The sequence below is a fragment of the Arthrobacter sp. UYP6 genome, from assembly GCF_040547315.1.
Classification (GTDB): domain Bacteria; phylum Actinomycetota; class Actinomycetes; order Actinomycetales; family Micrococcaceae; genus Arthrobacter_B.
The window spans coordinates 121379-146219 of sequence record NZ_JBEPPM010000005.1 but is presented as its reverse complement, the minus strand read 5'-3'; the positions used below and the strand labels follow the sequence as shown (position 1 = coordinate 146219).

Here is a 24841-nt window from a genome sequence, read left to right as displayed (position 1 = left end):
ATGGATGATGCAAACGGGCTTTGTCTCTACACTCGCTGAAGGCAGGAGCCGGCGACCCCGCACTTATTAGAAAAAGCCGGTATCCACGGCGTACGGGTAAGGCTTCCAGACGGCATTGCAGGCCCAGTCATTAAGGAAATGATCTACGGGATAACCATTTCCGCAGGTGGTCCATTCCCATTCTCCGTAGGCAACTCCGTCATTGCCGTAGATGGTTCCCGGCGCTATGTCCTTGGGGCACCAGATCTTGTACTTCAGGTTAGAGGCACCGGGCGCTTGCCCCGGTCCGTACTGGAAACAGTGCCAGGCGGGGAGATATCGCTCGGGAAGACCGCCGGGTTGGGACTGGGATAGTCTCCGGAGCCGTAGCCCGGCCCGGGATCCGGCACGGCTGAGGCCGGTGCCGCTGAGAGTGCCAGAGCCGTGAAGCCCGTTGCCGCGATAGCTGCGAATTTCGTGCGTTTCTTCATGGTGTTTCCCCCATTTGAATCGTCTAATTCGGGATGCTGCTTTCGGTCTTTGTGCTCCTGTGTGAAGAACAGGTAAAAGACATTACCGGCAGCTCACGATTCAATCAAGGGAATTTCACAATAAGATGCAGTATTTTTCATTTCTGTGGACATTGCACTATGAAAAACTTTCTGTAGCGAGCCCGGATTACCGGGCGTAGCGGCGCACAAAATTGCGCAGGATCAGCGGCGGCACATCCACCTCGGCATCGCGTACGGAGGCCCGGACGGCGTCGGCTTCCTCCGGCGGAAAGTAGCCGGCATGGCGGTAGACGGTGATGCGGGTCAGCAGCCCGGGAACGTCCAGTTCGGGATGGAACTGCGTGGCATAGAGGTTCTCCCTGATCCGGAACATCTGCACCGGGCAGGTGGAGGAGCCGGCCAGATTCACCGCGTTGGGCGGCAGCACGGAGACGGCCTCGCGGTGTCCCACAAAAGCGGCGAAGGAATCCGGAACGCCGTCGAGCAGCGGATCCGAACGGCCCTCGCCGGTGAGCTTGATCTCCACAGCTCCAATGGCTTCACCGAACTGCCGGTCCACGGTGGCGCCCTGGTGCCGGCCCAGCGTGCCCACTCCGTAGCAGGCGCCCAGGAAGGGGAAATCGCGCTCGACGACGTCGTCAAGCAGCGCGCCCAGCTCACGTTCGACCCGCAGCTGCAGAACTGATTTGGAGCTGTCCGGATCGCTGGCGTTGAAAGGGCTGCCGCTGACAATGATGCCGCTGTAGTTCTCCAGATCGATGTGCGGCAGGGGACCATTTTCCAGCCGGATGCGGTGCAGCTGGTCTGGTTCCAGGTTCCCGAAGCGGAGGAACGCCTCATATTCTTCGGCGGCGGCGTCGTCTTCGGCCCGGGAGGCCAGCAGGAGGAAAGGCTTCATTCATCGATCGTAGTGCGGGAGGGACCGGCTTTGGTGTCCGGCGCCCCACTCGGAGCCGCACCGGGAGCCCCACCCGGCGCCGAGGGTGCACCGGGCGCTGCGGCTGCCGCTTCTGGTTCCAGCGTCTCGCGGGCACCGATCCAGGCGAAGCACGCCATGACCACAATGGCTCCGGTCACGCCGAACGCCCAGTTGAAACCCAGCGAATCGGCCAGCAGCCCGGCCAGGATGGGGCCCACAATGGCGCCGCTGTCGCTGGCCATCTGGAATGTGGCCAGCACCTTACCGCCGCTGCGGTCATTGCCCACCACATCGCCCACGGCAGCCTGCTGCGCCGGGTTCAGCAGCCCGGTGCCCATCCCGGCGATGGCGGAGACCACCAGGAACATGGGGACGTTGGTGCTGAAGCCGATGGCGGCCGTGGCCAGGGCGTTGACGGCCAGGCCGGTGAGCACCAGCGGCCGCCGCCCCCAGCTGTCCGCGAGGCGCCCGGAGAAGGTCAGCACCACGGCGGTGCCGGCGGCGAACGCGGTCAGTGAGATGCCGGCGATTTCCGGGCCGGCGGACAGGGCCGCTGCGGCGAACAGCGGCAGCAGCGAGTTGCGGACGCCAAAGGAGGACCAGCCGTTGGCGAAGCTGGAGGCCAGCGCGGCCCGATAGGCGGAATCACCCAGTGCCTCGCGGACGGTCAGCACCGGACGGGGAGCGGGTTTGGGCTCGCCGCTGGCCAGCCGGGCATCCTTGAGCTGGAGGGCGACGACGGCGGCCGCCACCACGAGTGCGCCGGCGTAGACCAGGAACGGAACGCGCAGCCCGAACCCGGCCATGAGCCCGCCGGCCAGCGGTCCGGCGATGTTGCCCAGCAGGAACGAGGAGGCGTAGGCGCTGGAGACCCGGCCGCGCACTGCGGGTTTGGCCAGCCGGATGATCAGCGCCATGGCGGAGATGGTGAACATGGTGGAACCGATGCCGCCCAGACCGCGGAAAATGAGCAGCTGCCAGTAGCTTCCGGCAAAGGCGCAGGCGGCGGTGGAGGCGGCAACGATCAGCAGCCCGGCAATGTAGACCGGGCGCTCGCCGAACTTCTCCAGCAGCGCCCCGCCGGCCGGCGCGAAGACCAGTCGGGTGAAGGCGAACGCGCTGACGATGACCGACGAGGCGGCAACGCCCACGTTGAAGCTCTGGGCAAACTGCGGCAGCACCGGGGCCACGAGGCCAAAGCCCAGGGCGATGACAAAGGCAGCAGCAATAAGGACTTTGATTTCCCGCGGAATCGCGAGACGGGGAGGACGCACCATGATGTTCTGATTCTCTCAGACCGCCGGCGGCTCCGGGGCGAGGATCGCCGCTGACGAACGGGACCGGCCGGGAGGACCGGCGGGCCTGCCGGAACAGTGCCGCGCACGCGGCTGTGCGGGTGCCCGGGAACACACCGGTGTGACATGCTAAAGAGCGTGAATGAGACTCTTGCGATTGTGATCTATGTGGTCGTCGCCCTTGCCGTCGTTGGTTCCGTGGCAGCTCTGCTGGTTCGGACCCGACGCACGCCCAAGGGCATGTACCCCACCACCCGTGACGCCAATGATCCGGTGACCGGAGCAGGCGCGCATGCCGCCGGCACCGGTCTCCTGGACGCGCCGCCGGCGGAGACCGACGTCGTCGTGCCCGATGACCTGCGTGACTTGGAGGCGGCGCCCGCCCCCGAAGCTCCGGCGCTGGAAACCCCGGACCCGGTGCAGGGCCGGCTGGCCCGCCTGCGTGCGCGCCTGTCCAAGTCCAACAACGCGCTGGGCAAGGCGCTGCTGGCGCTGCTGTCCAGCGACAAGATTGATGAGGATGTCTGGGACGAAATCGAGGAGACGCTGCTCCTGGCGGACCTCGGCACCGAGCCCACCATGGAACTCGTGGACGCCCTGCGCGAGCGGGTAAAGATTTCCGGCAGCCGCGATCCGCAGGAAGTGCACCAGATGCTCCGCGAGGAGCTCATCAAGCTGGTGGATCCCACCCTGGACCGCTCGCTGGCCGTCACCCGGCATGCGGACAAGCCCGCCGTGGTCATGGTGGTGGGCGTGAACGGTGTTGGCAAGACCACCACGGTGGGCAAGCTGGCCCGCGTGCTGGTGGCCGAGGATAAGGACGTGCTGCTGGGGGCTGCGGATACGTTCCGTGCCGCCGCGGCCGAGCAGCTGGCCACCTGGGGACAGCGCGTGGGTGTACCCACTGTGAAGTCCGACGTCGACGGCGCGGACCCCGCGTCCGTTGCCTTCGAGGCCGTGAAGGCCGGGATTGACGGCGAAGTGGACGTGGTCCTGATCGACACCGCCGGGCGCCTGCAGAACAAGGTTGGCCTGATGGACGAACTGGGCAAGGTTAAGCGCGTCATTGAAAAGCAGGCCGAGGTGGACGAGGTCCTGCTGGTCCTGGACGCCACCACCGGCCAGAACGGCCTGATGCAGGCCAAGGTCTTCTCTGAGGTTGTCAACATCACCGGCATTGTGCTGACTAAGCTGGACGGCACCGCCAAGGGCGGCATCGTCGTAGCCATCCAGCGCACGCTGGGTGTTCCGGTGAAGCTCATTGGCCTGGGCGAGGGCGCCGATGACCTGGCGCCGTTCGAAGCCGAAGGCTTTGTGGACGCACTGCTGAGCTAAGCACCTCCCGAGACGCAAAAGGGGCTCCGCCTTTCCGAAAGGAAACGCGGAGCCCCTTTTGTGTCTGTGCCGGAATCCCGGGCTGGAATCCTAGAACGTGAAGTTCAGGACCGTGACCGTTCCGGCCGTCAACGGGAAGGTCTGCGTGCTGGAGCCGTATTCGAAGCCTGGCACGGTGAGCCGCTCGGCAGCCGGTGTGCCCTCGGCGGCCGCGCCGTCAATCAGCGTGCCGTCCTCCGCCGCGTAGGAGGTGCCCGTCATCTGGGACATGGTCCCGGTCAACGCTTTCCCGGGCAGCTCGAGGGTGACGTTTGCCTGGGCATCGGTCTCGGGATTGTTGTTGTTGACCACAACCACGCTGACGCTTCCGTCCGCGTGGCGCACAGCGTACGGGTAGGCCACGCCGCCGCCGGCGGTGTCCAGTTTCAGGAACTCACCGGCCGGCATTTCGGCCACCATGGACAGGCCGTAGTAGTTGGCCCGTTCGTCCACGGCTCCGTTGGGCTGAAGGTAGGCGCCGCCGGCGCAGATAGCGGACATGGGCGGACCGCCCTGGCAGGTGATCAGCGAGCTGTGGAAGGAGACCCGGGAAATCCCCATCTGAGCGGCGCTCAGGGCGTAGTCGGCGCTCCAGAGTGCCGAGGCGTGGGTCTTGGTGGTTTCGTTGGATCCGGGGCATGCAGAGACACCGGTCTCGGGAATCCAGGTCTCCAACCCTGCCTGCAGTGCCGGTGCCATGGCCGCGCCGCGGAAGTTGTTGGCGTGGTCGTGCAGCTGCCGGGTGGTCAGGTTGGCCATGATGGGCTCGCCCAGCGGATCAGCCCCTTCACAGGAGGATAGCGGGTAGTGATGGAAGGAGAGGATCTTCTTCTGCGGCAGCTCCACCTCGGCGAACGGTCCCCACCAGGTCTGCTCGTACGTGCCCGGGCCCACAATGGGGACTTCCGGGGCCACAGCGTACATCGCCGCGGCGTAAGCCTTCAGCTCGGTCAGGTAGTCCTCGATGCCGTAGCCGGAGTCCCGCAGCCCGGTCTTGGCGAAGCCGTTGGGCTCATTACCCACCGTGATGCCCACCAGGCGCTCGCCGAACGCAGCGGCGGCATATTTGGTCATGTCGGCAGCGCGCGCCGGATCGTAGTTGCCCAGATCCACGGTCAGCGCAATCTGCCCGTCGACGGCTTCCAGAAGGGTGTTGACCCGCTCCAGATCGGCGGGCGTTACCGCACGCACGGGGTGGGCCTTGTCTCCGGAGAGGTTTCCGGGGATAGCCTCGCCTGCGGAGGTCCAGAAGAAGCGCCGGTCCACTGCGTTGCCGCCGAAGCGCAGCAGCGGCCGGCCGAGTCCTGAAATCGACTGGATCATTTCCGGGTTGTCGCCGGAGAGGGAGGGATCGGCCAGGTCGGTGGCCTCCAGCGAGAGCCCGATCAGCCCGTCGGGCAGGGAGGTGCCGGTGGTTGCCGCGGCCACATTGATGCTCAGCGGTTCCACGGGGTTCAGCGGGGAACCGGCCGGCGGCCCCACCTGGTCGTAATACGTCACTGCCGGCGCCGGGGGCAGGGTCGGCTCAGCCGACACGGTGAACGGAGTTCCGGTGGGGGAGGGAGCCGCAGCGGGAGCGGGTGCGTCGTCGTTCATCACCATCGGGGCAACGACTGCACCGGCGGCCAGCACGGCTACCAGCGCCGTCCCGGAGATGATCCATGTCTTCTTCTTGTTCTTGCCTGGGTTTTTGTTTTTGCCGTCGTCGGCGGCCAGTGAATCTGGACCGCCCGATGGCGGAAACTGCTCGGGCATAAAAGATGTACCTCCGGTTGTGAGACTTAGGGACCATCCTAGCGGCGGGGTGGGGGTCCCTTGTCCGTCCGGACGGCCCGCGAAACGTTGCGGAAACCTGCCTGTCACCGACTATTTACAACCGCCCCGGGTTTGTAATGTTCCGGCAACCTCCCCGGGCCGTTACCGAAATCTTGCCCCGGCAGAGTTCATGGTGCGGGAAGGGCCCGCGGTAGGTGAAGGGACGTGAAGATGGATCTGTCAGCAGGTCACGTCTGGGTGATGGTTTCGGCGGCGCTGGTGCTGCTCATGACGCCCGGAGTGGCATTCTTTTACGGCGGCATGACCCGCGCCAAGGCAGCACTGAACATGATGATGATGAGCTTTGTCTCCATCGGTCTGGTGGGCGTTGTCTGGGTTCTGTGGGGCTTCTCCATGACCGGCGGCGACGGCGTGGGCGGGCTGTTCGGCAACCCCTTCACTTCCTTTGGGCTTGAGGCCCTGATCGGCACCGAGGACCTCATCGGCGCCGGATTCGGTGCTACGTTCGCCATCATTACGGTGGCGCTGATCAGCGGAGCCATTGCGGACCGTGCGAAGTTCAGCGCCTGGGTGGTCTTTGTGCCCATCTGGGTCACCCTGGTCTACTGCCCGCTGGCCTTCATGGTCTGGGGCGGCGGGCTGCTCGGGGAAGAGGGCGCCATTGGCTCCGTGGTGGGTGAGGCCATCGACTTTGCCGGCGGTACCGTGGTCCACATCAACGCCGGCGTTGCGGCCCTGGTGCTGGCCCTGATCATCGGCAAGCGGAAGGGCTTCGGCAAGGACCCGAGCCAGCGTCCGCACAACATCCCCTTTGTCATGCTGGGCGCCACCCTGCTCTGGTTCGGCTGGTTCGGGTTCAACGGCGGCGCCGCCGGCACCGCCGAAGAAGCCGGCCTGATCTGGATCAACACCCTGGCCGCTCCCGCCGCCGCAATGGTTGGCTGGCTGCTGACCGAACGCATCCGCGACGGACGCCCGACGTCGCTCGGCGCAGCTTCCGGTATTGTCGCCGGCCTGGTGGCCATCACCCCGGCCTGCGCCAACGTCAGCCCGCTGGGCGCCGTCGGGCTGGGCCTGGTGGCCGGAGCCCTCTCCGCGCTCGCCGTCGGCCTGAAGTACAAGCTGGGCTACGACGATTCCCTGGATGTGGTGGGCGTGCACCTGGTGGCAGGCATCGTGGGCACCCTGGCGCTGGGCTTCATCTCCCTGCCTGTCGACGGCGAAGGCGGCGGCCTGTTCTACGGCGGCGGTCTTGCCCAGCTTGGCGCGCAGCTGGTTGCCGCGGTTGTGGCGATCATCTTCTCCGCGGTCCTGACCCTGGTGATCGGCCTGGCCATCCACAAGACCATCGGCTTCCGGGTCTCCGAGGAACAGGAAATCAACGGCGTGGACCTGAGCGAACACGCAGAAACGGCTTACGAATTCGGCGGCCTGGGCGTGGGCGGTTCCTTCCGGCCCACCCCTGACACCGTCCGCACCGCCACGAAGGAGAGCGTCAACTCATGAAACTCGTAACGGCCATTGTCCGGCCCGAAAAACTCGACGCCGTCCGGGGTTCCCTGGAAAGCTACGGTGTGCAGGGGCTGACCGTCAGCCAGGCCAACGGCTACGGACGCCAGCGCGGCCACACCGAGGTTTACCGCGGCGCCGAATACACCGTGGACCTGCTGCCGAAAATCCGTATCGAGGTCCTTGTGGCCAACGAATGGCTCAACGACATTGTGGATGTGCTGGTCTCCACCGCCAACACCGGCCGGGCCGGCGACGGCAAGGTCTGGGTGGTCAACGTGGAGGAAGCCCTCCGGGTCCGCACCGGGGAACGCGGGGACTCCGCCCTGTAGCTTGTGTCCGTTCCAGCCCTGAGGGCTGTTGGGGGGAGGAAGACCTCTCGGATCGGCTGTGTACGTGCAGCCAATCCGAGAGGTCTTCCTTTGTTTTCGTCCCCTCCGCGGCTCAGGCAGGCCGCCGGGCCGACGCCGGGCCGCCGCCGGGACGACAAAACGACGTCGGCGGCTGCGCCGAACGACCGTCCTGCGCGCACGTTCCCACCCTTTGGGGCTGCTGTTACAGGTGAGATCCCAACAGCCACACGAGACAACAAAGGGTGGGAACCCGTGCGATGACCATCGCGTGGGACCCCTTCCACGAGCGAAAGGTTGAATCGGGAGGGTCAAGAACATTGAGGCAACCGTCCGATCCCAAGGGTCGGCTGCCCAGCCAGATCTGGCCGCAACACCGGATGCTCATTCCCGCTGTCCATGCCCATAAGGGGGAGCCTGTCTTCTTCGATCGCCGCAGCGGAGTCGACCTAGTAGATGCCGATGCTGCCAGCACATCTAACGGGTTTGGCGTTCCTCCGTACAGTATTGGCAACAGTCGATTCATCGACGGTGGTTATCGTAGAAGCGAGCATGCCGATCTTGCAGCAGGTTACGCCCGGTTGCTGGTTCTCTCACCATTTGGCCGACGATCTCGGCATCCGCTGCATTGGGCATGGACCTGGCAACGCAGGTCGAAGAACTGCGCGCGAGAGGCAGCAAAGTCGAGACTGCCTTACCCGCTAGCGATTCCATGGAAGCGTTCGGCGTCAATATGATGGACCTGGCGATGCGTCCGCCTGCCGCCCGCGCCGGCTACAACCAAGGAATGGCTCTTGGCGAGCGACTCACCGGGTTCTGGCGCTGAGCCGCAGTGGCCAACGTCTTAGGTGCTGGTTGCCCTGGCCGGACTGGGTGCCGGTTGCTGTGCACCTTGCCAATGCGATTCAGTCCCGACTCCCGTGCCGGGGAATAAGATTTCAGCAGCCGTAACCGGCCGGGTTCACTAGGCAATCGTCGGCGACGTTGCGGGAATCGGACTTCCATACGCTGATGATCGCGGGGGCAGAGGGAACCGTCGCTCGGCCGTCTATGGGCACCATGGGGCCACCATTGATCGAGTACTCGGCAGAAAAGTACACGCTGACAGAAGCTTGATAATCGCCCGTTGTCCGGTACACGTGGCTCGTGGCTGTTTCCTCACCCCACCGGTCTGCGGGGAGGGGGCCGCCGGACTGCGAAGCGGGGCCGTAGACGGCCCCGTCACCGTAGTCCCACTCGTACTCCGAGGGCCTAGCGATGATCCGAATACTTTGTTCGAGCATAACGAAGTCGAAAACTTGCTCGCTTGCGTCCACGTAGAAGTTCGTATGTGCTCCAATAAGCGTATGTGGGCTTGGTTGCAGCGAAAGCGTGCCTGGAACTATCGGGCGGGACTGGAACTCAGTAAGTATGGTTTCTCGAATCTGGTCGCCTATATCCCTAGGCTTTTCTGCGTAAATGCAAGATGGGTTCGGGGGATCCATGAGAGTCCAAGGGTTTCCGCTTTCTTTCAACCGTGCGAACCAATAAACAAGTTTTCCTCGTGGTCCCGCTGAGCAAACCCTCTCATTTTCATTCAAGCAAACGATGTTTCCAACGTCTCCCTCAAAGCACTTCGGTTCATATTTGAATTCCCTTGGGTTTGTTGGAATGCCTGTATCAAAAGATGCCCATTCGCCCGTCCCAGGAATGGGGTAATAGGCGCCTACGTACACGTCGCCGTTTCCGATACCTCCTGATCCTCCACCCTCGGAGCTCTCGGCGTAAGACGTAGAAACGCCGCCGAGTAAAAGGAATACCGGTATTAAAAATATTGAGGGAATAAATACCCGAGTCATTTGGGCGTCCCATCTAGTCGATCGCGACAACATTATTCGCATACCAATGGTCGTCGAGGTACGTAGCTTCGATTAGATGCACTGTTGTGGAACCTAGGCCATCGTTCCTTTCATACAAATGGCCACCTGGGCCCCGGTACTCGTAGGGATCCTGCCGCAACTGAACGAGAATCTGATATTGCTCCTTGCTGGTGAGAGTATAGGTCGTTTGGGTGCCTATGACTTCCAGTTTTCCACCAGTGATCCAGTCGTCGTTACGATATCCGGGACCAACAATGTCGAAAACGCTCACGCAGACAATGCAATCAGGACTATTGATAGCTTTGAACGGTTCGAGGTCTCCGGTTTCGAATCCATAATCTATGGTCGTGTACCAATACTTCGCAAAGGTCTCCAGCCCTTCCTTGGATTCTTCCTTCGCAAGCTCAGGCATGACCGGCAGGGGCACATTCTCGGCGGGATCCTCGGCGGTCGCAGGCTTGTAGGCAGCAGCAGTAGGGGTTGGAGCCGCAGACGGGGTAACGCTTTCGGCGGGGCTGGAGCTTTCACTGATTGAAGGGCGGCTTGAGCTGCTCTCGGCCGCCTCCGCGTTAGGTTCGCCGCCGGAGCCGGAACATCCACTGAGCATCAGGATGGCAGCCAGTCCAATGGCTCCCCGCCGCGCAGCTGGAAAGGCAGAACGCGCGCGAGTACCGATCATCGAATTACCCCCGGGGGAAATGGTGCGGGACTGATGTGAGGCCAATGCTACGAGGCTGAGCCACAGCATACGGAGTTATCCACAGTGCACCAGAGGAAAAATAAATTAAAAGCCGTCGGGGAGCACTACAGATCCGGCTGGCTGGATTTCCACTCCGGCGGGCCCATGGTCCCGGCCGGATAGGTCTCCAGCGGCACCTCGTCATTGGCCCAGGCCTGAAGCACCGGGTCCACGATCCGCCAGCACTCCTCGGCGATATCCGCACGGACGGAAACCAGCGGATTTCCGGAGAGGATGCCGTCCAGCACCTCCCCGTAGGGGGTCAGCGCTGACTTGTGCATGGGAGCGCTCAGCTCGGTGCGTTCCAACGTGAAGATACTGTCCGGACCGTTGACGTCCAGTTCCAAATCCAGCACGGCCGGCGTGAAGGAGATCCGCAGCCGCGCCCCTTTGCCCGCGTCCCCGGTAAACCCGTCCGGCAGGTGGCTGACCGGTTTAAAAGTCACCACCGCTTCCTGCCGGCGTTTGCCCAGGGCCTTGCCGGAGCGCAGGATGAACGGTACCCCGGCCCAGCGCTCATTGTTGATGCGGATCTGAACCACGGCCAGGGTTTCGGTTTTCAGCTCGGGATCCACACCAGGGGACTCCGCATATCCCGGAATTCCCTCCCCGTTGATTTCACCGGCGGTCCACCGCGCACGCCGGGTGCTCTCCGCGTAGTTCTGGGGCACCGAGGCGGCCCGCAGCGTCGCCGCCACTAAATCCCGCAGGTCCCGTTCGCCCAGTGTGGCCGGCGGGCCGATGGCCATGAAGGCCATGGTGTGCAGCAGATGGCTTTGGATCATGTCCCGCAGCGCGCCGGCGCCGTCGTAGTACTTGGCCCGGTCCTCCAGCCCGAGTTCTTCGTCGAAGAGGATGTCCACCCGCTCAATATGGAGGTTGTTCCACACCGGCTCAAGGATCCGGTTCGCAAAGCGCAGTCCGAGGATGTTCATCACCGTGGCCATGCCCAGGAAGTGATCCACCCGGTAGATGTTGGGCTCGGGCACCAGCGCCGCCAGCATCCGGTTCAGTTCCCGGGCGGAGGCTTGGTCGCTGCCGAACGGCTTCTCCATGACCAGGCGGGTTCCCTCGGGCAGATCCCCGGGCATCAGCGCCTCAATGGTGGATTGGGCAAGGTGGGGCGGCAGGGCAAAGTAGATGGCCAGCGGTGTCTGGAGATCGCGGATATCCGCCACCAGCTGTTCGGGATCCCGCAGATCCATCCGCAGATAGCTGCCGCCTTTAACAGTGGTGTCCAGCGCCTGCCGGCCGTCGTCGTCGGCTTCCGCCCGCTCGGCCGCAAAGGCCTCCGTGAGGCGGTTCCGCCAGTCGTCGTCGGTCCACTCCCGGGAACCGGAGCCCACCACCGCCAGCTCCGACGGCGCACGGCCGCTGCCGATGATCCGGGCCAGCCCGGGCAGCAGCAACCGCTGCGAAAGATCGCCGGTGCCGCCGAGAATGAGAAGGGTGCGCAAAGGCGAAGTTTCACTCATGGCCCCAGCGTGCCACCGGCGGCGTCCGGCTGGTAAGGGTTTTGCGGCAATTATCCAACCCGCCTTGGTACCCTTAACAGCTGGGCCTGCCAAACATGGCGAAGATCTGACGAAAGAAGTGCGCGGCACGTGTTCAATTCACTGTCTGACCGGTTGACTACAACCTTCAAGAACCTCCGCGGCAAGGGCCGACTCACCGAAGCTGACGTTGACGCCACTGTCCGCGAGATCCGGCGTGCACTGCTGGATGCCGACGTCGCAGTGCCCGTGGTCCGCGCCTTCACCGCCTCCGTCAAGGAGCGCGCGCTCGGCCTGGAGGTGTCCCAGGCACTGAACCCGGGCCAGCAGATCGTCAAGATCGTCAACGAGGAACTCGTTGGCATCCTCGGCGGCGAAACCCGCCGTCTGCGCCTGGCTAAGAACCCGCCCACGGTCATCATGCTCGCGGGCCTGCAGGGTGCCGGTAAGACCACCCTGGCCGGCAAGCTCTCTAAGCACCTGAAGTCCCAGGGTCACAGCCCGCTGCTGGTCGCCGCGGACCTCCAGCGCCCCAACGCCGTCAAGCAGCTGCAGGTCAACGGCGAACGCGCCGGCGTTCCGGTCTACGCACCGCATCCCGGCGTCTCCTCCGAGTTCGAGGCAGCCACCGGTGATCCGGTCGCCGTCGCCCGCCAGGGCATCGAGGAAGCCCGCGCCAAGCTGTACGACGTCGTCATTGTGGACACCGCCGGCCGCCTGGGCGTGGACGCCGAACTGATGCAGCAGGCCGCGGACATCCGCGCCGCCATCAACCCGGACGAAGTCCTCTTTGTCATCGACGCCATGATCGGCCAGGACGCCGTCAACACGGCCCAGGCCTTCAACGAGGGCGTCAACTTCACCGGTGTTGTCCTGACCAAGCTCGACGGCGACGCCCGCGGCGGCGCCGCACTCTCCGTGGCGTCCGTGACCGGCAAGCCCATCATGTTTGCCTCCACGGGTGAGGCCCTGACCGACTTTGAGGTCTTCCACCCGGACCGCATGGCCAGCCGCATCCTGGACCTCGGCGACGTCCTGACGCTCATTGAGCAGGCCGAGCAGAACTGGGACAAGGACGAAGCCTCCCGGATGGCGAAGAAGTTCGCCGACCAGGAAGATTTCACCCTGGATGATTTCCTGGCCCAGATGCAGCAGCTGCGCAAGATGGGCTCCATGAAGAAGATGCTCATGATGATGCCCGGCGCCGCCGGCATGCGTGAGCAGCTGGAGAACTTTGACGAGCGCGAAATTGACCGCGTCGAAGCCATTGTCCGTTCCATGACCCCGCACGAGCGTGTAGCTCCGAAGATCATCAACGGCTCCCGCCGCGCCCGCATCGCCCGCGGTTCCGGCGTGCATGTCTCCGAGGTCAACGGCCTGCTGGAACGCTTTGTGCAGGCCCAGAAGATGATGAAGAAGATGGCTTCCGGCGGCGGCATCCCGGGCATGCCCGGCATGGCCGGCCCCGGTGGTTTTGGCGGTTCGCGGAAGAAGCAGCAGGCAGCCAAGGGCAAGAAGAAGGCCAAGTCGGGCAACCCGGCCAAGGCGGCCCAGGAGCGTGCCGAGGCGGAGGCGCGCCGGGCCGGAGCCCGCAAGGCGCTCCCCACCGGCAGTGCCTTTGGCGGCCAGGACGCAGACTTTGATCCGTCATCGCTGAACCTTCCCAAGGGGTTCGAGAAGTTCCTGGGCAAGTAAGGCTCCATGTTGCGCACCGCCGGACCAAAAGTCCGGCGGTGCGTGTTTAAGGCCCGGCGTATGCTGGCTGCCGGGCCCGACGGCGGTGCTTAGAGCATCGGTTTGACGCGGCACATTGGGCAAGTCCGGCAGCAGGGGAGAGGCCAAGGGTGGCAGCACAGGGACTGAACGGCTTTTACGGGTCGGTGTTCAAGCGCAGCACCGCTGCCTTCGCACTGATCCGCACCGCGGATGGGCGGATTCTGATGATGCGCTCCGGCGCCGGCGGCTGGGAGCTTCCCGGCGGCGTGGTGAAGGGCGGGGAAGACCCCCGCTCGGCTGCGCGGCGCGGGGCGGGCGAGGCGCTGGGAGCCGGGTTCGACGTCGGGCGCGTGCTGGTCCTGGACTACGTTCAGGGCGGGGACCGGCAGGGCGGCGGGCAGGGTGACTCCATCGCTTTTGTGTTCGACGGCGGCACTCTGGTCACATCGGTGACAGCCTTCAGCGGGGCCGGAGGTGAGCGCGAGGCCCGCTTTGTTGCCCTGGGCGAGGGCACGGAGGTCTTCGGTGCTGCGACGGCCGGCCTGCTGGCTGCCGCGGTGGAAGCCCTGGAACTGGGAACCGTGACGGAACTGGTCGACGGCAAACTGGCCCGGGGCGAACAGGTTCTCACCCCGCCGTCCCGTCGGATGATGCCGCCGGTGGACGGTTTCACCCGAATTCTAGGACGTCAGGAGTCCCGTTTTGCCCGCTGAACGAGTGGTGTTTGTACACGGTGCCGGAAGCTTCGGCGCAGCCGCCTGGCCGCGGCAGCACGGACTGGCCCTGGATTATGACTGTCTGTTTATCAAGCGCCACGGATTCGACGCCGTCGAGGAACCGCAGGCGCCGGACCTCGAGGCCGATATCGCGATCATCCGGGAGGCCCTCGGCGACGGCGGGCATCTGGTGGCCCATTCGGCGGGAGCGGTTCCGGCGATGCTGGCGGCACTGCGGGACCCGGGCCGTGTGTATTCCCTGATCCTGTGCGAGCCGGCGGTCTTCTCCCTGACCCGCGACCTGCCGGCCACCGCCGCCCACCGTGAACTTCTGCAGCCGTTGTTTGACATGGCACCGCAGCTGACGGACGAGGAGTACGAGCGCGAATTTGTCCGCCGGGTCTTCACCGTCGACGCGGCCGCCGCAGGCCGGGCCGCCCGGCCGGGCCATACCGCCCCGGCCGATGAAGCCGCCAGGCGGTCGGCCGCGCGGCTGCGGCTGCAGACCCCGCCCTGGGACGCGCCGCTGGAGATCGTGCCCGGAGTGCCCACCCTGGTGCTCACCGGCGGATGGGAACCGTTGTACGAGGAGGTCGCGGAATTCCTGGTGTCCACCGGCGCCGAGCACAGCCAGGTGGGCGGGAACCACCGACCGCAGGACACCGGCGCCGGCCGCAAGGCCATCCGGGAGTTCCTCGCCCGTGCCCGCAGGACCGAGCCGGGTAGCATCTGATGCCCCGCGCGGTGCCCGCCGTCCGGGAAGCCGGAGCGGAGGATCTGGTCCTGCTGCCTGATCTGGAGGCTGCCTCCGACACCCTGCTGGCCGGGATGCCCGGAGTCCGGGGTGCGGGAGCGGGTGCGGGAGCGGGAGATGACCACCTTCCGCTCCCGCTTCCGGCCACCAAGGCTGAGCTGGCCGCGGCCCGGCACATCCTGGTGGCGGGAGAGCCACCGGTGGGATTTGCCCGCATCGAGGAAGTGGACGGTTCGGCCCATCTGGAGCAGCTCTCCGTTCATCCCGCCGCTGCAGGAAAAGGGCTGGGCCGGGTGCTGCTGAAATCAGCGCTGGACTGGGCTGCGGCGCAGGGCTACCGGTCCATGACGCTGTGCACCTTTGCCGAGGTTCCGTTCAACGCTCCGTTCTATCGGAGCTGCGGGTTCGAGGTGGTTCCCGCGCCCGGAGGCGAACTGGGTGCCCTGCGGGACCACGAACGGCAGCTCGGGCTGGACGCGCTGGGGGAGCGGGTTGCCATGCGCTGCGAGCTGCTTCGGACCTAGCTAGCTGAACGCGGCGCCGGACTCAGCACCCGCCGTCGGCGTACCGTTGGCGTCTTGAATTTAGATGAAGCTTCAACTAAACTCATTGCATGAACCTTCAAGTAAATCCCATCGACCTTCTGCCGGCTGATCTGTCCATGGGCACCGTGATGCTCAAGGTCGGCGATATGGCCAAGGTCTCCGCCTATTACCGCGGGGCGCTGGGGCTGGAAATTGTCGCCGAAGCCGACGGTGGCCAGTACCTGGGCCGCGGCACAGTCCCCGTGGTGCATCTGGCACCGGCGCCGGGACTGAAGGTGGCGTCCCGGGGCGAAGCGGGGCTGTTCCACACCGCAATCCTCTTCGAGACTCAGGCCGATCTGGCCGCTACCGTCGCCACCGCCGCGCAGTTTGACCCCACCGCCTTTGTGGGATCCGCAGACCACCTGGTCAGCGAGGCATTCTATTTCACCGACCCCGAAGGTAACGGCATCGAGCTGTACTACGACAAGCCCCGGGAGACCTGGGACTGGGACGAGACCGATTCCGGGCGCGAAGTGCGGATGGCCTCGCTCGCCCTGTCGCCGCAGGCCTACTTCCGCGAACACCTGACCGAGGCTGCGCTCGACGGTTTGCGCACAGCCGGCGCCGGCGTCGGCCACGTGCACCTGCAGGTGGGGGACACCGGCAGGGCGGCCGCTTTCTACGTGGACACCCTGGGGTTTGAACGCACGGCAGGGTTCCATGGCCAGGCGCTCTTTGTCTCCGCCGGCGGCTACCACCACCACATGGCCATGAATGTGTGGAACAGCCGCGGTGCCGGCCCCCGCCACGACACTTTGGGCCTGGGTGAGGTGCTCATCAGCGTGCCGACGGCCGACGACGTCGTCGGGCTGGCTGACCGGCTCAAGGTCGCCGGTATTTCCAGTCATCACACGGGGGCGGAACTGCGGTTCGAGGATCCCTGGCGCAACCGGCTGCGCGTGGCCGTCGGCTAGCCTGGCCGGTTTCCGGTCCCGGCCCGGCCCCGTCGTCGTCGTCCCCCGCCCCGCCCGTCCGGCCCGGCCCCGTCGTCGTCCCCCGCCCGCCGTCGTCGTCCCCCGCCCCTCCCGTCCTGCCCGGCGCAGTCGAGTGTCGCGCTCATGCCGCTTCACCCCGTCGAGTGTCGCGCTCATGCCGCTTCACCCCGTCGAGTGTCGCGATGATGCGGGAAAGCGTCGCCGGGAAGGGCATTAACGCGACACTCGACGAGGGTAAACGGCCTTTTTCCGACACTCGATCCGCCTGACGATTCCGTTCGCTTGTTAGGGCACGGGGGTGAAGAGGGGCTGCGCCGCCCAGTCGAGTGCCGCGCTCGTGCGGCCTCACCCCGTCGAGTGCCGCGATGAAGCGGGAAAGCGCCGCCGGGAAGGGCATTAACGCGACACTCGACGAGGGTAAACGGCCTTTTCCCGACACTCGATCCGCCTGCAGCAGTGGACACAGACGCGTCCGGCGCCCGAGTCGCCAAATATGGACTCATCTGGCACAATGGTCAGGTACTCGATCTGCGTGGCCCCTCTCTCCGCGCATGCATCTTGTCCTTTTTGAACCCCAACGTTATGGCCCGCCCCACGGGAGCAGAAGTACGGGTTCGCCCCATTTCAGATCAGGAGTGACCACAAAAGTGGCCGTAAAGATTCGCCTTAAGCGCCTCGGCAAGAAGTTCTCAGCACACTACCGCGTTGTTGTCATGGATTCCCGTGCCAAGCGCGATGGCCGTGCCATCGAGGAAATCGGACTGTACCGTCCGACCGAGAACCCGTCGTACATCGACATCAAGTCGGACCGCGCCCAGTACTGGCTCGGCGTGGGCGCCCAGCCCACCGAGCAGGTCGCAGTTCTGCTGAAGATCACCGGTGACTGGCAGAAGTTCAAGAACATCGAAGGCCAGGAGGGCACCCTTCAGGTCAAGGCTCCCAAGGAAGCTTTCGTGGCTCCCGAAAAGAAGTCCGTGATCGTTCCCGAGGCCATCACCCCGAAGGCCAAGAAGGACGAGGCTCCCGAGGCTTCCGCAGAGGCTGAGGCTGAGTAACTTGCTGGCCGAAGCGCTGGAGCATCTCGTCCGCGGAATCGTTGACAGTCCGCAGGACGTCAAGGTTTCCGCCAAGAGCAACCGCCGCGGGGAAACCCTCGAGGTGCGAGTTCATCAGGATGATCTGGGCCGCGTCATCGGACGTCAGGGACGGACCGCACGTGCATTGCGCACTGTGATCGCCGCCCTGGCGAACGGAGAACCGGTTCGCGTCGATGTAGTGGATACCGACCGCCGCCGCTGATAATCCGCGGCACGGCCGGACTGCATTGGTGGTTCACAGCACTTTTCATAGCAGTACCAGTTGAACGCAGTTCACGGCATCCGGCCCCTGCACCAGATAATGGTGGAGGGGCCTGATGTGTTTTCCGGGCCCTCACCGGCCCAACCCCGGTTGCAGCACCCTGCCGCACCAATACAAGGAGATTCCCCCATGCAGTTACAGGTGGCACGCATCGGCAAGCCGCACGGCATCCGCGGCGAAGTAACCGTCCAGGTCCTGACCGACGCCCCCGAAGACCGCTTTGTGCCCGGGACCGAGCTCACCGTCGAGCCCGCGTCCAAAGGCCCGCTTACGGTGATCAGCGCCCGCTGGAACAAGGACATCCTGTTGCTCGGCTTCGATGAAGTAGTGGACCGCAACGGCGCCGAGGAACTGCGCGGAGCCATGCTCTCCGTAGACACCGATGAGCTGGATGAGGAGGACGACGACGAGGGCTGGTACGAGCACGAGCTGGTGGGCCTGAAAGCCAAGATCGGCGACGACGTCGTGGGCACCGTCAGCGGCCTGCGCACCCTAACCGTCCAGGACCTGCTGGTGGTGGACGACATTGAAGGCCGCGAGGTGCTGGTTCCCTTTGTGGAAGCCATTGTGCCGGAGGTCAGCATCGAGGGCGGCTATGTGCTCCTCACCCCGCCGGAAGGCCTGTTTGAACTGAACCTTCCCGAGGACAAGCCGGAGAAGCAGGACAAGCCGGAGAAGCAGGATACGTCGGCCCAGCAGGAAAACGGCGGCAAGGACAAGGACGCTCAGGACGAGGCCGGCCGTTAAGTGCGCATCGATGTAGTCAGCATTTTCCCCGAGTACCTGGCAGCACTGGATCTGTCCCTGATCGGCAAGGCGCGGCAGGACGGCCTGCTGGACCTGTTCGTGCATGACCTGCGGGACTTCACCACGGACCGGCACCGCACTGTGGACGACACCCCCTACGGCGGCGGCGCCGGCATGGTGATGAAGGCTGAGCCGTGGGCGCAGGCCCTGGGATCCGTCGCGGACGCAGGAACCGACGGCGGCACAACGCACGACGGCGGGGCCCGCCCGGTGCTGATTGTTCCCTCGCCCGCCGGTGCCGTGTTCACCCAGGCGATGGCCTACGAACTGGCTGAAGAGAAACACCTCGTGTTCGCCTGCGGGCGGTATGAGGGCATCGACGAGCGCGTCCTGGAATGGGCCGGCGAGCGTTTCGATGTGCGTCCGGTGAGCCTGGGCGACTATGTGCTCAACGGGGGAGAGGTAGCCGTGCTCGCCATGGTGGAGGCCATCGGCCGCCTGGTGCCCGGCGTCGTCGGCAATCCCGAATCGCTGGTGGAGGAATCGCACTCCGACGGGCTGTTGGAATACCCCGTCTATACCAAGCCCTCGTCCTGGCGCGACCGGGACGTTCCTCAGATCCTGCTCAGCGGCAACCACGGCAAGATCGCCCAGTGGCGCCGCGAGCAGCAGCTGCAGCGCACCGCAGCCCGCCGGCCGGACCTGCTGGAGAAGTTTGATGCGGCGCAGCTGAGCAAGGCTGACCGGTCCGCACTGGAAGCGCTGGGATACGAAGTAACCAAGGACCGGATCCTGCCCCGCCCGTGATTGGTGGCGTTTGTCCGGGTATGGCAGAATAGATAACTGTGTCATCTGGGTCCGCACCTGCCACAGGGGGAGCGCGGCCAACAGAGTGCACACCGGCAGCCAATCCTCGGCTTTGCCGGTCTATAGCTTCGGCAGCATCTGTGCAGCCCTTCGTGGCCGCATCCTTGCCTGCCGTTACCAAAGTGGATGACCTGTGGCGTTCACCAGGAGTGATAAACAATGCACATCCTAGATTCTGTTGATGCAGCCTCGCTGCGTTCAGACATCCCCGAGTTCCGCGCCGGTGACACGGTCAAGGTTCACGTAAACATCATCGAAGGCAAGAACACCCGTGTTCAGGTTTTCCAGGGCTTCGTCATGAAGCGCCAGGGCGACGGCCTGCGCGAGACCTTCACGGTCCGCAAGGTCTCCTTCGGCGTCGGCGTGGAGCGTACCTTCCCGGTGCACTCCCCGGTTCTCGATAAGATTGAGGTCGTCTCCAAGGGTGACGTCCGCCGCGCCAAGCTGTACTACATGCGCGACCTGCGCGGCAAGGCAGCCAAGATCAAGGAAAAGCGCGACGCACGTCCCGCCAAGTAACTTTCTTGATCCACGCAGCATCCGCTTCCGGGAAACCTTCGGACTCTCCCGGGAAGCACATGAGACGCCGGTCCACAATTGTGGGCTGGCGTTTTGTGCTCTGCGCCCTCGCAGCAGCCGTTGTGCTGGTGGCCCTGGTCCGGGCCTTTGTTGTGGACGTCTATTACATTCCGTCCGAATCCATGCAGCCGCTGCTGGAACCGGGCGACCGGGTGGTGGTCTCCCGCACCGAATACCGGTCGGGCGAAATTCAGCGCGGAGACGTGGTGGTCTTTGACGGCCGGGGGTCCCTCGCTCCGCTGAACAGTGGCGACGCTGCCCCTGTGGCAGCGGCGAAGTCCCTGGCCCGCTGGGCGGGCCTGATGGGAAGCGACACGGTTTACGTGAAGCGGGTGATCGGGCTGCCCGGGGACCGGATTACCTGCTGCACGGCGCAGGAGCCGCGGCTGAGCGTCAATGGAACTCCGGTGGACGAGCCATACGTTTATCCCTTGGACGCTCCAAGCGAGCAGAACTTTGACGTCATAGTTCCCGAGGGAAGGCTGTGGCTGCTGGGGGACCACCGCTCCCAGTCAGCCGACTCCCGGTCACTGTTGGGTGCGCCGGGCGGCGGCCTCATCTCCCAGGAACGCGTCATCGGACGAGCGACGGCCATCTTGTGGCCGCTGGAGCGCAGTTCGGATATTGAGCGGCTAGAGTTAGGAGCCGAGTGGAACACGGCGAAATAAGAGGACAGCACATGGCTCAGAACGTCCCGGACGAGCCCAGCCACAGCGCCGGACCCAACGTTCACGGAGCGCATTCAGCGCGTCCCCGGGCAGCAGGACCGACCCGGAAGGGCAAGGAAAAAAACCGCGACAAGCACCGGGGTTTCGGTGGTTGGCTGCGTGAAGTGGCCACCATCATCGTCATTGCGCTGGTCCTGTCCTTCCTGATCAAGACCTTTCTGTTCCGGGCGTTCTACATTCCTTCGGGGTCCATGGAGGAAACCCTGGAAATCAATGACCGGATCTTCGTGAATCTTCTGGTTCCGGAACCGTTCGACCTGAACCGCGGGGACGTGGTGGTGTTCAAGGACACCAAGGGCTGGCTGCCCGAGCTGCCTCCCTCCACGGAAGGTCCCGGCGCATGGATCCGCGACGCGCTCATCTTTGTGGGGCTGGTTCCTGACACCTCGGAGCAGCATCTGGTCAAGCGCGTCATCGGCACCGAGGGGGACCGTGTGGTCTGCTGCGATGCCGACGGCCGGATCACGGTCAACGGCGAACCGCTGAATGAGCCGTACATCTACCCCGGCGCATCGCCGTCGGACATTCCGTTTGACGTGGTGGTTCCCGAAGGCAAGGTCTGGGTCATGGGCGACCACCGCAATGCCTCTGCTGATTCCCGCGAGCACCTCCAGGATGCCGGTGGCGGCTTTGTCGACGTTGAGGACATCGAGGGCAAAGCCGCGGTGACCGCGTGGCCGCTGAACCGTGCGGGCTTCATCGGCAGCTACCCCGAAGTCTTCGAAAACATTCCGGACCCCTCCAGCTCCCTGCCGGCCGGCTCCCAGTGACGGCGGCCCCCGTCCGGCCGCGCCCCAAAACCGGGGCCGGAAGCAAAGCCCCCACGCTGCGGCACGAGCGCTCCTTCGCCGCCGTTGGCTACAAGGTGCTGGCCGGATGCGACGAAGTGGGCCGCGGCGCCCTGGCCGGTCCGGTCAGTGTTGGCCTGGTGGCGGTAGACCTGGCGACCGCCCGTTCGCTTAAGGGCGTGCGGGACAGCAAGCTGCTTTCGCAGAGCGACCGGGAGACACTTGTGCCGCTGATCAAGAAGTGGGCCCGGGGCTGGGGCGTGGGCCATGCCAGCGCCGCGGAAATTGACCTGAACGGCATCATGGGTGCACTGCGGCTGGCCGGCACCCGCGCCTGGGACCAGATCCGCGCGGACCTGACCCCCGACGTCGTTCTCCTGGACGGCAACTACAACTGGCTTTCGCCCGCGCGCCAGACGAGCCTTTTTGATCTTCCGGGGAACCACGACGACGGCGGCTGCCAGGCTCCCGTGCACACCAAGATCAAGGCGGACATGACCTGCCTGAGCGTGGCCGCTGCCAGCGTGCTCGCGAAGGTGGAGCGGGACACCATGATGGTGGACTACGCTGTGACACATCCTCAGTACGGCTGGGAAGTGAATAAGGGATACGCTACGGCGTCCCATCGGCTGGCGATTGACGAGCACGGGCCCACGCCCCTGCATCGGATGTCCTGGCAGTTGGGATCACGTTCGGAAGCGGATGCCCGGGACCGTGGGAGCGTCGTGGGGGGATGATGGAAATATGAGCGCCGAAGACCTTGAGAACTATGAAACGGACATGGAGCTTCAGCTCTACCGTGAGTACCGGGACGTGGTGGGACTCTTCAGCTATGTGGTGGAGACCGAACGCCGGTTCTACCTGGCCAACCACGTGGACCTGCAGGCACGGTCAGCGGACGGCGAGATCTACTTTGACCTGACCCTGCAGGATGCCTGGGTCTGGGACGTCTACCGTTCTGCCCGGTTCGTGAAAAGCGTCCGGGTCATCACGTTCAAGGACGTGAACGTGGAGGAACTCACGCCCAACGACGACCTGACCATTCCCAAGGCCGACGAGCTGGGCTAGCGCAGGATCTAGGCTGAGCTCCGGGACTACGGCTGGAGAGAGATGGACGACGACGGCGACGGCAGCCGCGCGGCGACGTCGTTCCACTGCGTCCAGCTTCCCGTGGGCGTCCGGGGATCTCCGGCAGCAAGGCTGGACACCCAGCCTTCCACCATCCTGCCGCGGTGCGGCAGGAAATGGGGAACGGCGATCGGCGGCGGAAACCCGTTGCGCCACACCGTCTTGTAGCTGCCGACATTGCCCGTATTGGCAGACCAGGTGACTACGTCCCAGCCCAGATCATCCAAAGCATGGGCCACAGCCAGCGCCACTGCCCGCGACATGAGGCCCTGTGCCCGGTACTCCGGGGCGGTGACGAACCCCAGGTTCCCTGAGTTGGCGCCCTGGAACCGCAGATCCAGGGAGCCGGCATAGCCGCCGTCGAGGTCCAACGCCCAGGAAATTTCGATGTCCTGCGGCACCGAGATTGCCGCCACGTACTCCACCGCCATTTTCCGCGTGTACTGCAGGGGAACGGTGGTCCAGCGCTGTGTCACCGGATCAACGGAACGGCGGAGGACCGGGTCCACGTCGGTCTCCCGGTGGGGCCGCAGTGTGAGGTTACGGTCGGACAGGACCGGAATGTGGAAGGGCATGGGTCCACCCTAGTGCAGGGGTCGCAGGCACAGCTCACTTCTCCTAGACTGCTCCAATGGCACTTCCCGACTCGCCGCTGGCCGGGTACTTATCCGGCAACCGCCGCCTGTATGCGCAGTTGCGGCCGGACGCCGGATCGCTGGAGGTTGTGGTGGCGCTGCAGCAGGCGCTGGCGGTGCTTCCGGAGGTGAACGACGGCGGACGTCCGCGCTGGATCCCCGCCCGGCAGCTCCATCTGACGCTGATCCATTTCGGCAAGGTCAGGGACGTTTACTCAGCGGTTTCGGCGGTGGCGGATGTGTCCTGGGACCGGTATGAAGACTGTCTCGCTGCTTACATCGCGCAGACCGAGGCGGCGATGCCCAGGGAGCCCGTCCTTCTGGAGCCTGCTGTCCTGTCCCGGTTTGGCCGGCACGGACGGACCCTGGTTGTGGAGTATTTCCCATCGTCGGCCCTGATGCAGTCCCATGAGCGGGTGTACGCGGCGCTTGAGAGCTTCCTGCACAGCTGCGGGATCGCGGATGCAGGTGCTTTCACCACCGCGGATCCCAACTTCATGTTCGCCTCCCGGCTCCGCCCCCACATCACCCTGGCCCGTGGATTTACCGGGAACCTGCCGGCACCACAGCACGGTGGTTCCGGGCACGGCGTGCTGTACGGCCCGGGGCCGGACGAGGGCATGATTCGTCCGGCCGCGGTGCGGCTGGAATCCATGCCGGTGGTTTATTCGGAGGCCGGGTGAGGACGTTGCAGACCTTGAATCGGGTGAGGCCCCGGTGCTGGGCACCGGGTCCTCACCACGTCATCTGCGTGCAGCTATTGGGCTGCTGCGCTTCGCAGCTGCCTACAACTGAGTGGTCAGTTCTCAGTCGCTTCAGTACGGCGGCGATTGCGGATCAGGACGGTCATGCCAAGGCCGGCAACCAGGACTCCTGCTCCGGCCAGCGTGGCCGCTGCGGAATTTGCCCCGGTCTCGGGAAGCCTCGGGGCTGCGTCGCTTGCCGGCGGTGTTGGCGGCACCGTGGGGTCCTCGGCCGGAACGGTGGGTTCCGGTGTTGGTTCGGGCGTCGGCTTGGGGTCCGGCGTGGGGGTGGGTTCCGGTGTTGGTTCCGGCGTCGGCTTGGGGTCCGGCGTGGGGGTGGGTTCCGGTGCGGGCACCGGAGGCCCTTCGGGTTTCGGTTCGCAGTCCGGGACCTGACCGTAGACCTCAAGGTCGTCATGCCTGTTGGCAGTCAGGGTGGCGTTAGGTGTGAAACTGTCGGGATAAACAATTGTTTCGGGCCAAGTGAAATCCCCGGTGATATCCAATTTGTCTTGCTGAATAGCCCATCCCGGTCCGCAGAAATCCGCCGGCAGCAGGCTGATGAGATCCTCAAACCAGTCCGTACCTTTCTCTGTTATCAGGAGGCGTTGCGGCCCGGAGTTTTCCCAAGCTGCAGGCTTCGCGGGGTCTACCTTCAGATAGACGTACGCACCCACTTCCTGAGACACGACAGGAGCTGTTCCTTCACCGGTCGCAACGGCCGGCTGAATGCCGGCCAATGAGAAGCCCCCAA

At 64.8% G+C, this 24841-nt stretch carries 28 protein-coding genes; 19 read left to right on the top strand and 9 right to left on the bottom strand.

Translation table 11 applies throughout. The annotated features are described in order from the left end of the window. Window positions 1-254: 254 nt before the first annotated feature. From ABIB35_RS06170 to ABIB35_RS06160, 3 genes are all read right to left on the bottom strand, one after another. Entirely contained in the window at window positions 255-470 is a 216-nt protein-coding gene (locus ABIB35_RS06170; protein ID WP_354179786.1) for a hypothetical protein, read from the bottom strand. 187 nt (window positions 471-657) lie between these two features. Further along, window positions 658-1389, bottom strand: coding sequence for a glutamine amidotransferase (locus ABIB35_RS06165; protein ID WP_354179785.1), 732 nt, complete (start codon window positions 1387-1389; stop codon window positions 658-660). Beyond that, window positions 1386-2687 carry an MFS transporter gene (locus tag ABIB35_RS06160; protein WP_354179783.1) on the bottom strand — a complete coding sequence of 434 codons (1302 nt, stop codon included), beginning with the start codon at window positions 2685-2687 and terminating at the stop codon, window positions 1386-1388. Before ABIB35_RS06160 ends, ABIB35_RS06165 begins: the two co-directional genes overlap by 4 nt. Before the next feature lie 156 nt (window positions 2688-2843). Here ABIB35_RS06160 and ftsY point away from each other — a divergent pair, with 156 nt between their 5' ends. After that, a complete protein-coding gene (gene ftsY / locus ABIB35_RS06155) occupies window positions 2844-4040 on the top strand; it encodes a signal recognition particle-docking protein FtsY (protein WP_354179781.1) in 1197 nt (398 codons plus the stop codon). Window positions 4041-4130: 90 nt separating this feature from the next. Here ftsY and ABIB35_RS06150 read toward each other — a convergent pair whose 3' ends face one another. Next, entirely contained in the window at window positions 4131-5834 is a 1704-nt protein-coding gene (locus ABIB35_RS06150) for a hypothetical protein (protein ID WP_354179779.1), read from the bottom strand. A gap of 231 nt (window positions 5835-6065) precedes the next feature. Between ABIB35_RS06150 and ABIB35_RS06145 the strand changes: the two genes are divergently transcribed. From ABIB35_RS06145 to ABIB35_RS06135, 3 genes are all read left to right on the top strand, one after another. Further along, window positions 6066-7361: an ammonium transporter gene (locus tag ABIB35_RS06145; protein WP_354179777.1), complete on the top strand. Its 1296-nt coding sequence runs from the start codon at window positions 6066-6068 to the stop codon at window positions 7359-7361. Continuing rightward, window positions 7358-7696 (top strand): P-II family nitrogen regulator, encoded by a 339-nt coding sequence (locus tag ABIB35_RS06140; RefSeq protein WP_104053827.1) that lies wholly within the window; start codon window positions 7358-7360, stop codon window positions 7694-7696. Before ABIB35_RS06145 ends, ABIB35_RS06140 begins: the two co-directional genes overlap by 4 nt. Before the next feature lie 652 nt (window positions 7697-8348). Further along, entirely contained in the window at window positions 8349-8540 is a 192-nt protein-coding gene (locus ABIB35_RS06135) for a hypothetical protein (RefSeq protein WP_354179775.1), read from the top strand. 112 nt (window positions 8541-8652) lie between these two features. Here ABIB35_RS06135 and ABIB35_RS06130 read toward each other — a convergent pair whose 3' ends face one another. The 3 genes from ABIB35_RS06130 to ABIB35_RS06120 all read right to left on the bottom strand — a co-directional run bounded on the left by ABIB35_RS06130 (window position 8653) and on the right by ABIB35_RS06120 (window position 11787). Beyond that, the gene (locus tag ABIB35_RS06130; RefSeq protein ID WP_354179773.1) at window positions 8653-9552 is read right to left on the bottom strand and encodes a hypothetical protein; all 900 of its coding nucleotides are present in this window, start codon (window positions 9550-9552) and stop codon (window positions 8653-8655) included. A gap of 13 nt (window positions 9553-9565) precedes the next feature. Continuing rightward, on the bottom strand, window positions 9566-10252 hold the full coding sequence (locus tag ABIB35_RS06125; RefSeq protein ID WP_354179771.1) for a DUF6318 family protein: 687 nt from the start codon (window positions 10250-10252) through the stop codon (window positions 9566-9568). Between the two features lie 125 nt (window positions 10253-10377). After that, a complete protein-coding gene (locus tag ABIB35_RS06120) occupies window positions 10378-11787 on the bottom strand; it encodes a glucose-6-phosphate dehydrogenase (RefSeq protein ID WP_354179769.1) in 1410 nt (469 codons plus the stop codon). A 129-nt stretch (window positions 11788-11916) separates the two neighbouring features. On the opposite strand from ABIB35_RS06120, the gene ffh reads away from it, so the two are divergent. The 14 genes from ffh (at window position 11917) to ABIB35_RS06050 (ending at window position 22649) form a co-directional block, all read left to right on the top strand. Continuing rightward, window positions 11917-13500 (top strand): signal recognition particle protein, encoded by a 1584-nt coding sequence (gene ffh, locus ABIB35_RS06115; RefSeq protein ID WP_354179767.1) that lies wholly within the window; start codon window positions 11917-11919, stop codon window positions 13498-13500. Window positions 13501-13649: 149 nt separating this feature from the next. Continuing rightward, on the top strand, window positions 13650-14234 hold the full coding sequence (locus tag ABIB35_RS06110; RefSeq protein WP_354179765.1) for an NUDIX domain-containing protein: 585 nt from the start codon (window positions 13650-13652) through the stop codon (window positions 14232-14234). Then, a complete protein-coding gene (locus tag ABIB35_RS06105) occupies window positions 14224-14970 on the top strand; it encodes an alpha/beta fold hydrolase (protein WP_354179763.1) in 747 nt (248 codons plus the stop codon). The genes ABIB35_RS06110 and ABIB35_RS06105 overlap by 11 nt, the downstream gene beginning before the upstream one ends. Then, a complete protein-coding gene (locus tag ABIB35_RS06100; RefSeq protein ID WP_354179762.1) occupies window positions 14970-15515 on the top strand; it encodes a GNAT family N-acetyltransferase in 546 nt (181 codons plus the stop codon). Before ABIB35_RS06105 ends, ABIB35_RS06100 begins: the two co-directional genes overlap by 1 nt. 89 nt (window positions 15516-15604) lie before the next feature. Next, window positions 15605-16492: a VOC family protein gene (locus ABIB35_RS06095; RefSeq protein WP_354179760.1), complete on the top strand. Its 888-nt coding sequence runs from the start codon at window positions 15605-15607 to the stop codon at window positions 16490-16492. A 668-nt stretch (window positions 16493-17160) separates the two neighbouring features. Then, complete coding sequence (rpsP, locus tag ABIB35_RS06090) at window positions 17161-17568, top strand: 30S ribosomal protein S16 (RefSeq protein WP_152217816.1); 408 nt, start codon at window positions 17161-17163, stop codon at window positions 17566-17568. Between the two features lies 1 nt (window position 17569). Further along, entirely contained in the window at window positions 17570-17812 is a 243-nt protein-coding gene (locus ABIB35_RS06085) for an RNA-binding protein (RefSeq protein WP_354179758.1), read from the top strand. A gap of 189 nt (window positions 17813-18001) precedes the next feature. After that, complete coding sequence (rimM, locus tag ABIB35_RS06080; RefSeq protein WP_354179756.1) at window positions 18002-18619, top strand: ribosome maturation factor RimM; 618 nt, start codon at window positions 18002-18004, stop codon at window positions 18617-18619. Next, window positions 18620-19426, top strand: a complete 807-nt coding sequence (trmD, locus tag ABIB35_RS06075; RefSeq protein ID WP_354179754.1) for a tRNA (guanosine(37)-N1)-methyltransferase TrmD — start codon at window positions 18620-18622, stop codon at window positions 19424-19426. It begins immediately after the preceding gene. Between the two features lie 219 nt (window positions 19427-19645). After that, window positions 19646-20005 (top strand): 50S ribosomal protein L19, encoded by a 360-nt coding sequence (rplS, locus tag ABIB35_RS06070; protein ID WP_104053845.1) that lies wholly within the window; start codon window positions 19646-19648, stop codon window positions 20003-20005. Between the two features lie 59 nt (window positions 20006-20064). Further along, window positions 20065-20733 carry a signal peptidase I gene (lepB, locus tag ABIB35_RS06065; RefSeq protein WP_354179753.1) on the top strand — a complete coding sequence of 223 codons (669 nt, stop codon included), beginning with the start codon at window positions 20065-20067 and terminating at the stop codon, window positions 20731-20733. Between the two features lie 11 nt (window positions 20734-20744). Further along, complete coding sequence (gene lepB / locus ABIB35_RS06060; protein ID WP_354179751.1) at window positions 20745-21563, top strand: signal peptidase I; 819 nt, start codon at window positions 20745-20747, stop codon at window positions 21561-21563. Next, entirely contained in the window at window positions 21560-22318 is a 759-nt protein-coding gene (gene rnhB / locus ABIB35_RS06055) for a ribonuclease HII (RefSeq protein ID WP_354179749.1), read from the top strand. The genes lepB (ABIB35_RS06060) and rnhB overlap by 4 nt, the downstream gene beginning before the upstream one ends. Window positions 22319-22325: 7 nt before the next feature. Then, window positions 22326-22649, top strand: coding sequence for a DUF2469 domain-containing protein (locus ABIB35_RS06050; RefSeq protein WP_354179747.1), 324 nt, complete (start codon window positions 22326-22328; stop codon window positions 22647-22649). A gap of 26 nt (window positions 22650-22675) precedes the next feature. Here the strand turns inward: ABIB35_RS06050 and ABIB35_RS06045 are convergent, their stop codons facing one another. Then, entirely contained in the window at window positions 22676-23284 is a 609-nt protein-coding gene (locus ABIB35_RS06045) for a GNAT family N-acetyltransferase (protein WP_354179745.1), read from the bottom strand. A 56-nt stretch (window positions 23285-23340) separates the two neighbouring features. On the opposite strand from ABIB35_RS06045, the gene ABIB35_RS06040 reads away from it, so the two are divergent. Then, the gene (locus ABIB35_RS06040) at window positions 23341-24027 is read left to right on the top strand and encodes a 2'-5' RNA ligase family protein (protein WP_354179743.1); all 687 of its coding nucleotides are present in this window, start codon (window positions 23341-23343) and stop codon (window positions 24025-24027) included. Window positions 24028-24143: 116 nt separating this feature from the next. Here ABIB35_RS06040 and ABIB35_RS06035 read toward each other — a convergent pair whose 3' ends face one another. Then, window positions 24144-24443, bottom strand: a complete 300-nt coding sequence (locus ABIB35_RS06035; RefSeq protein ID WP_354179741.1) for an LPXTG cell wall anchor domain-containing protein — start codon at window positions 24441-24443, stop codon at window positions 24144-24146. Window positions 24444-24841: the final 398 nt, after the last annotated feature.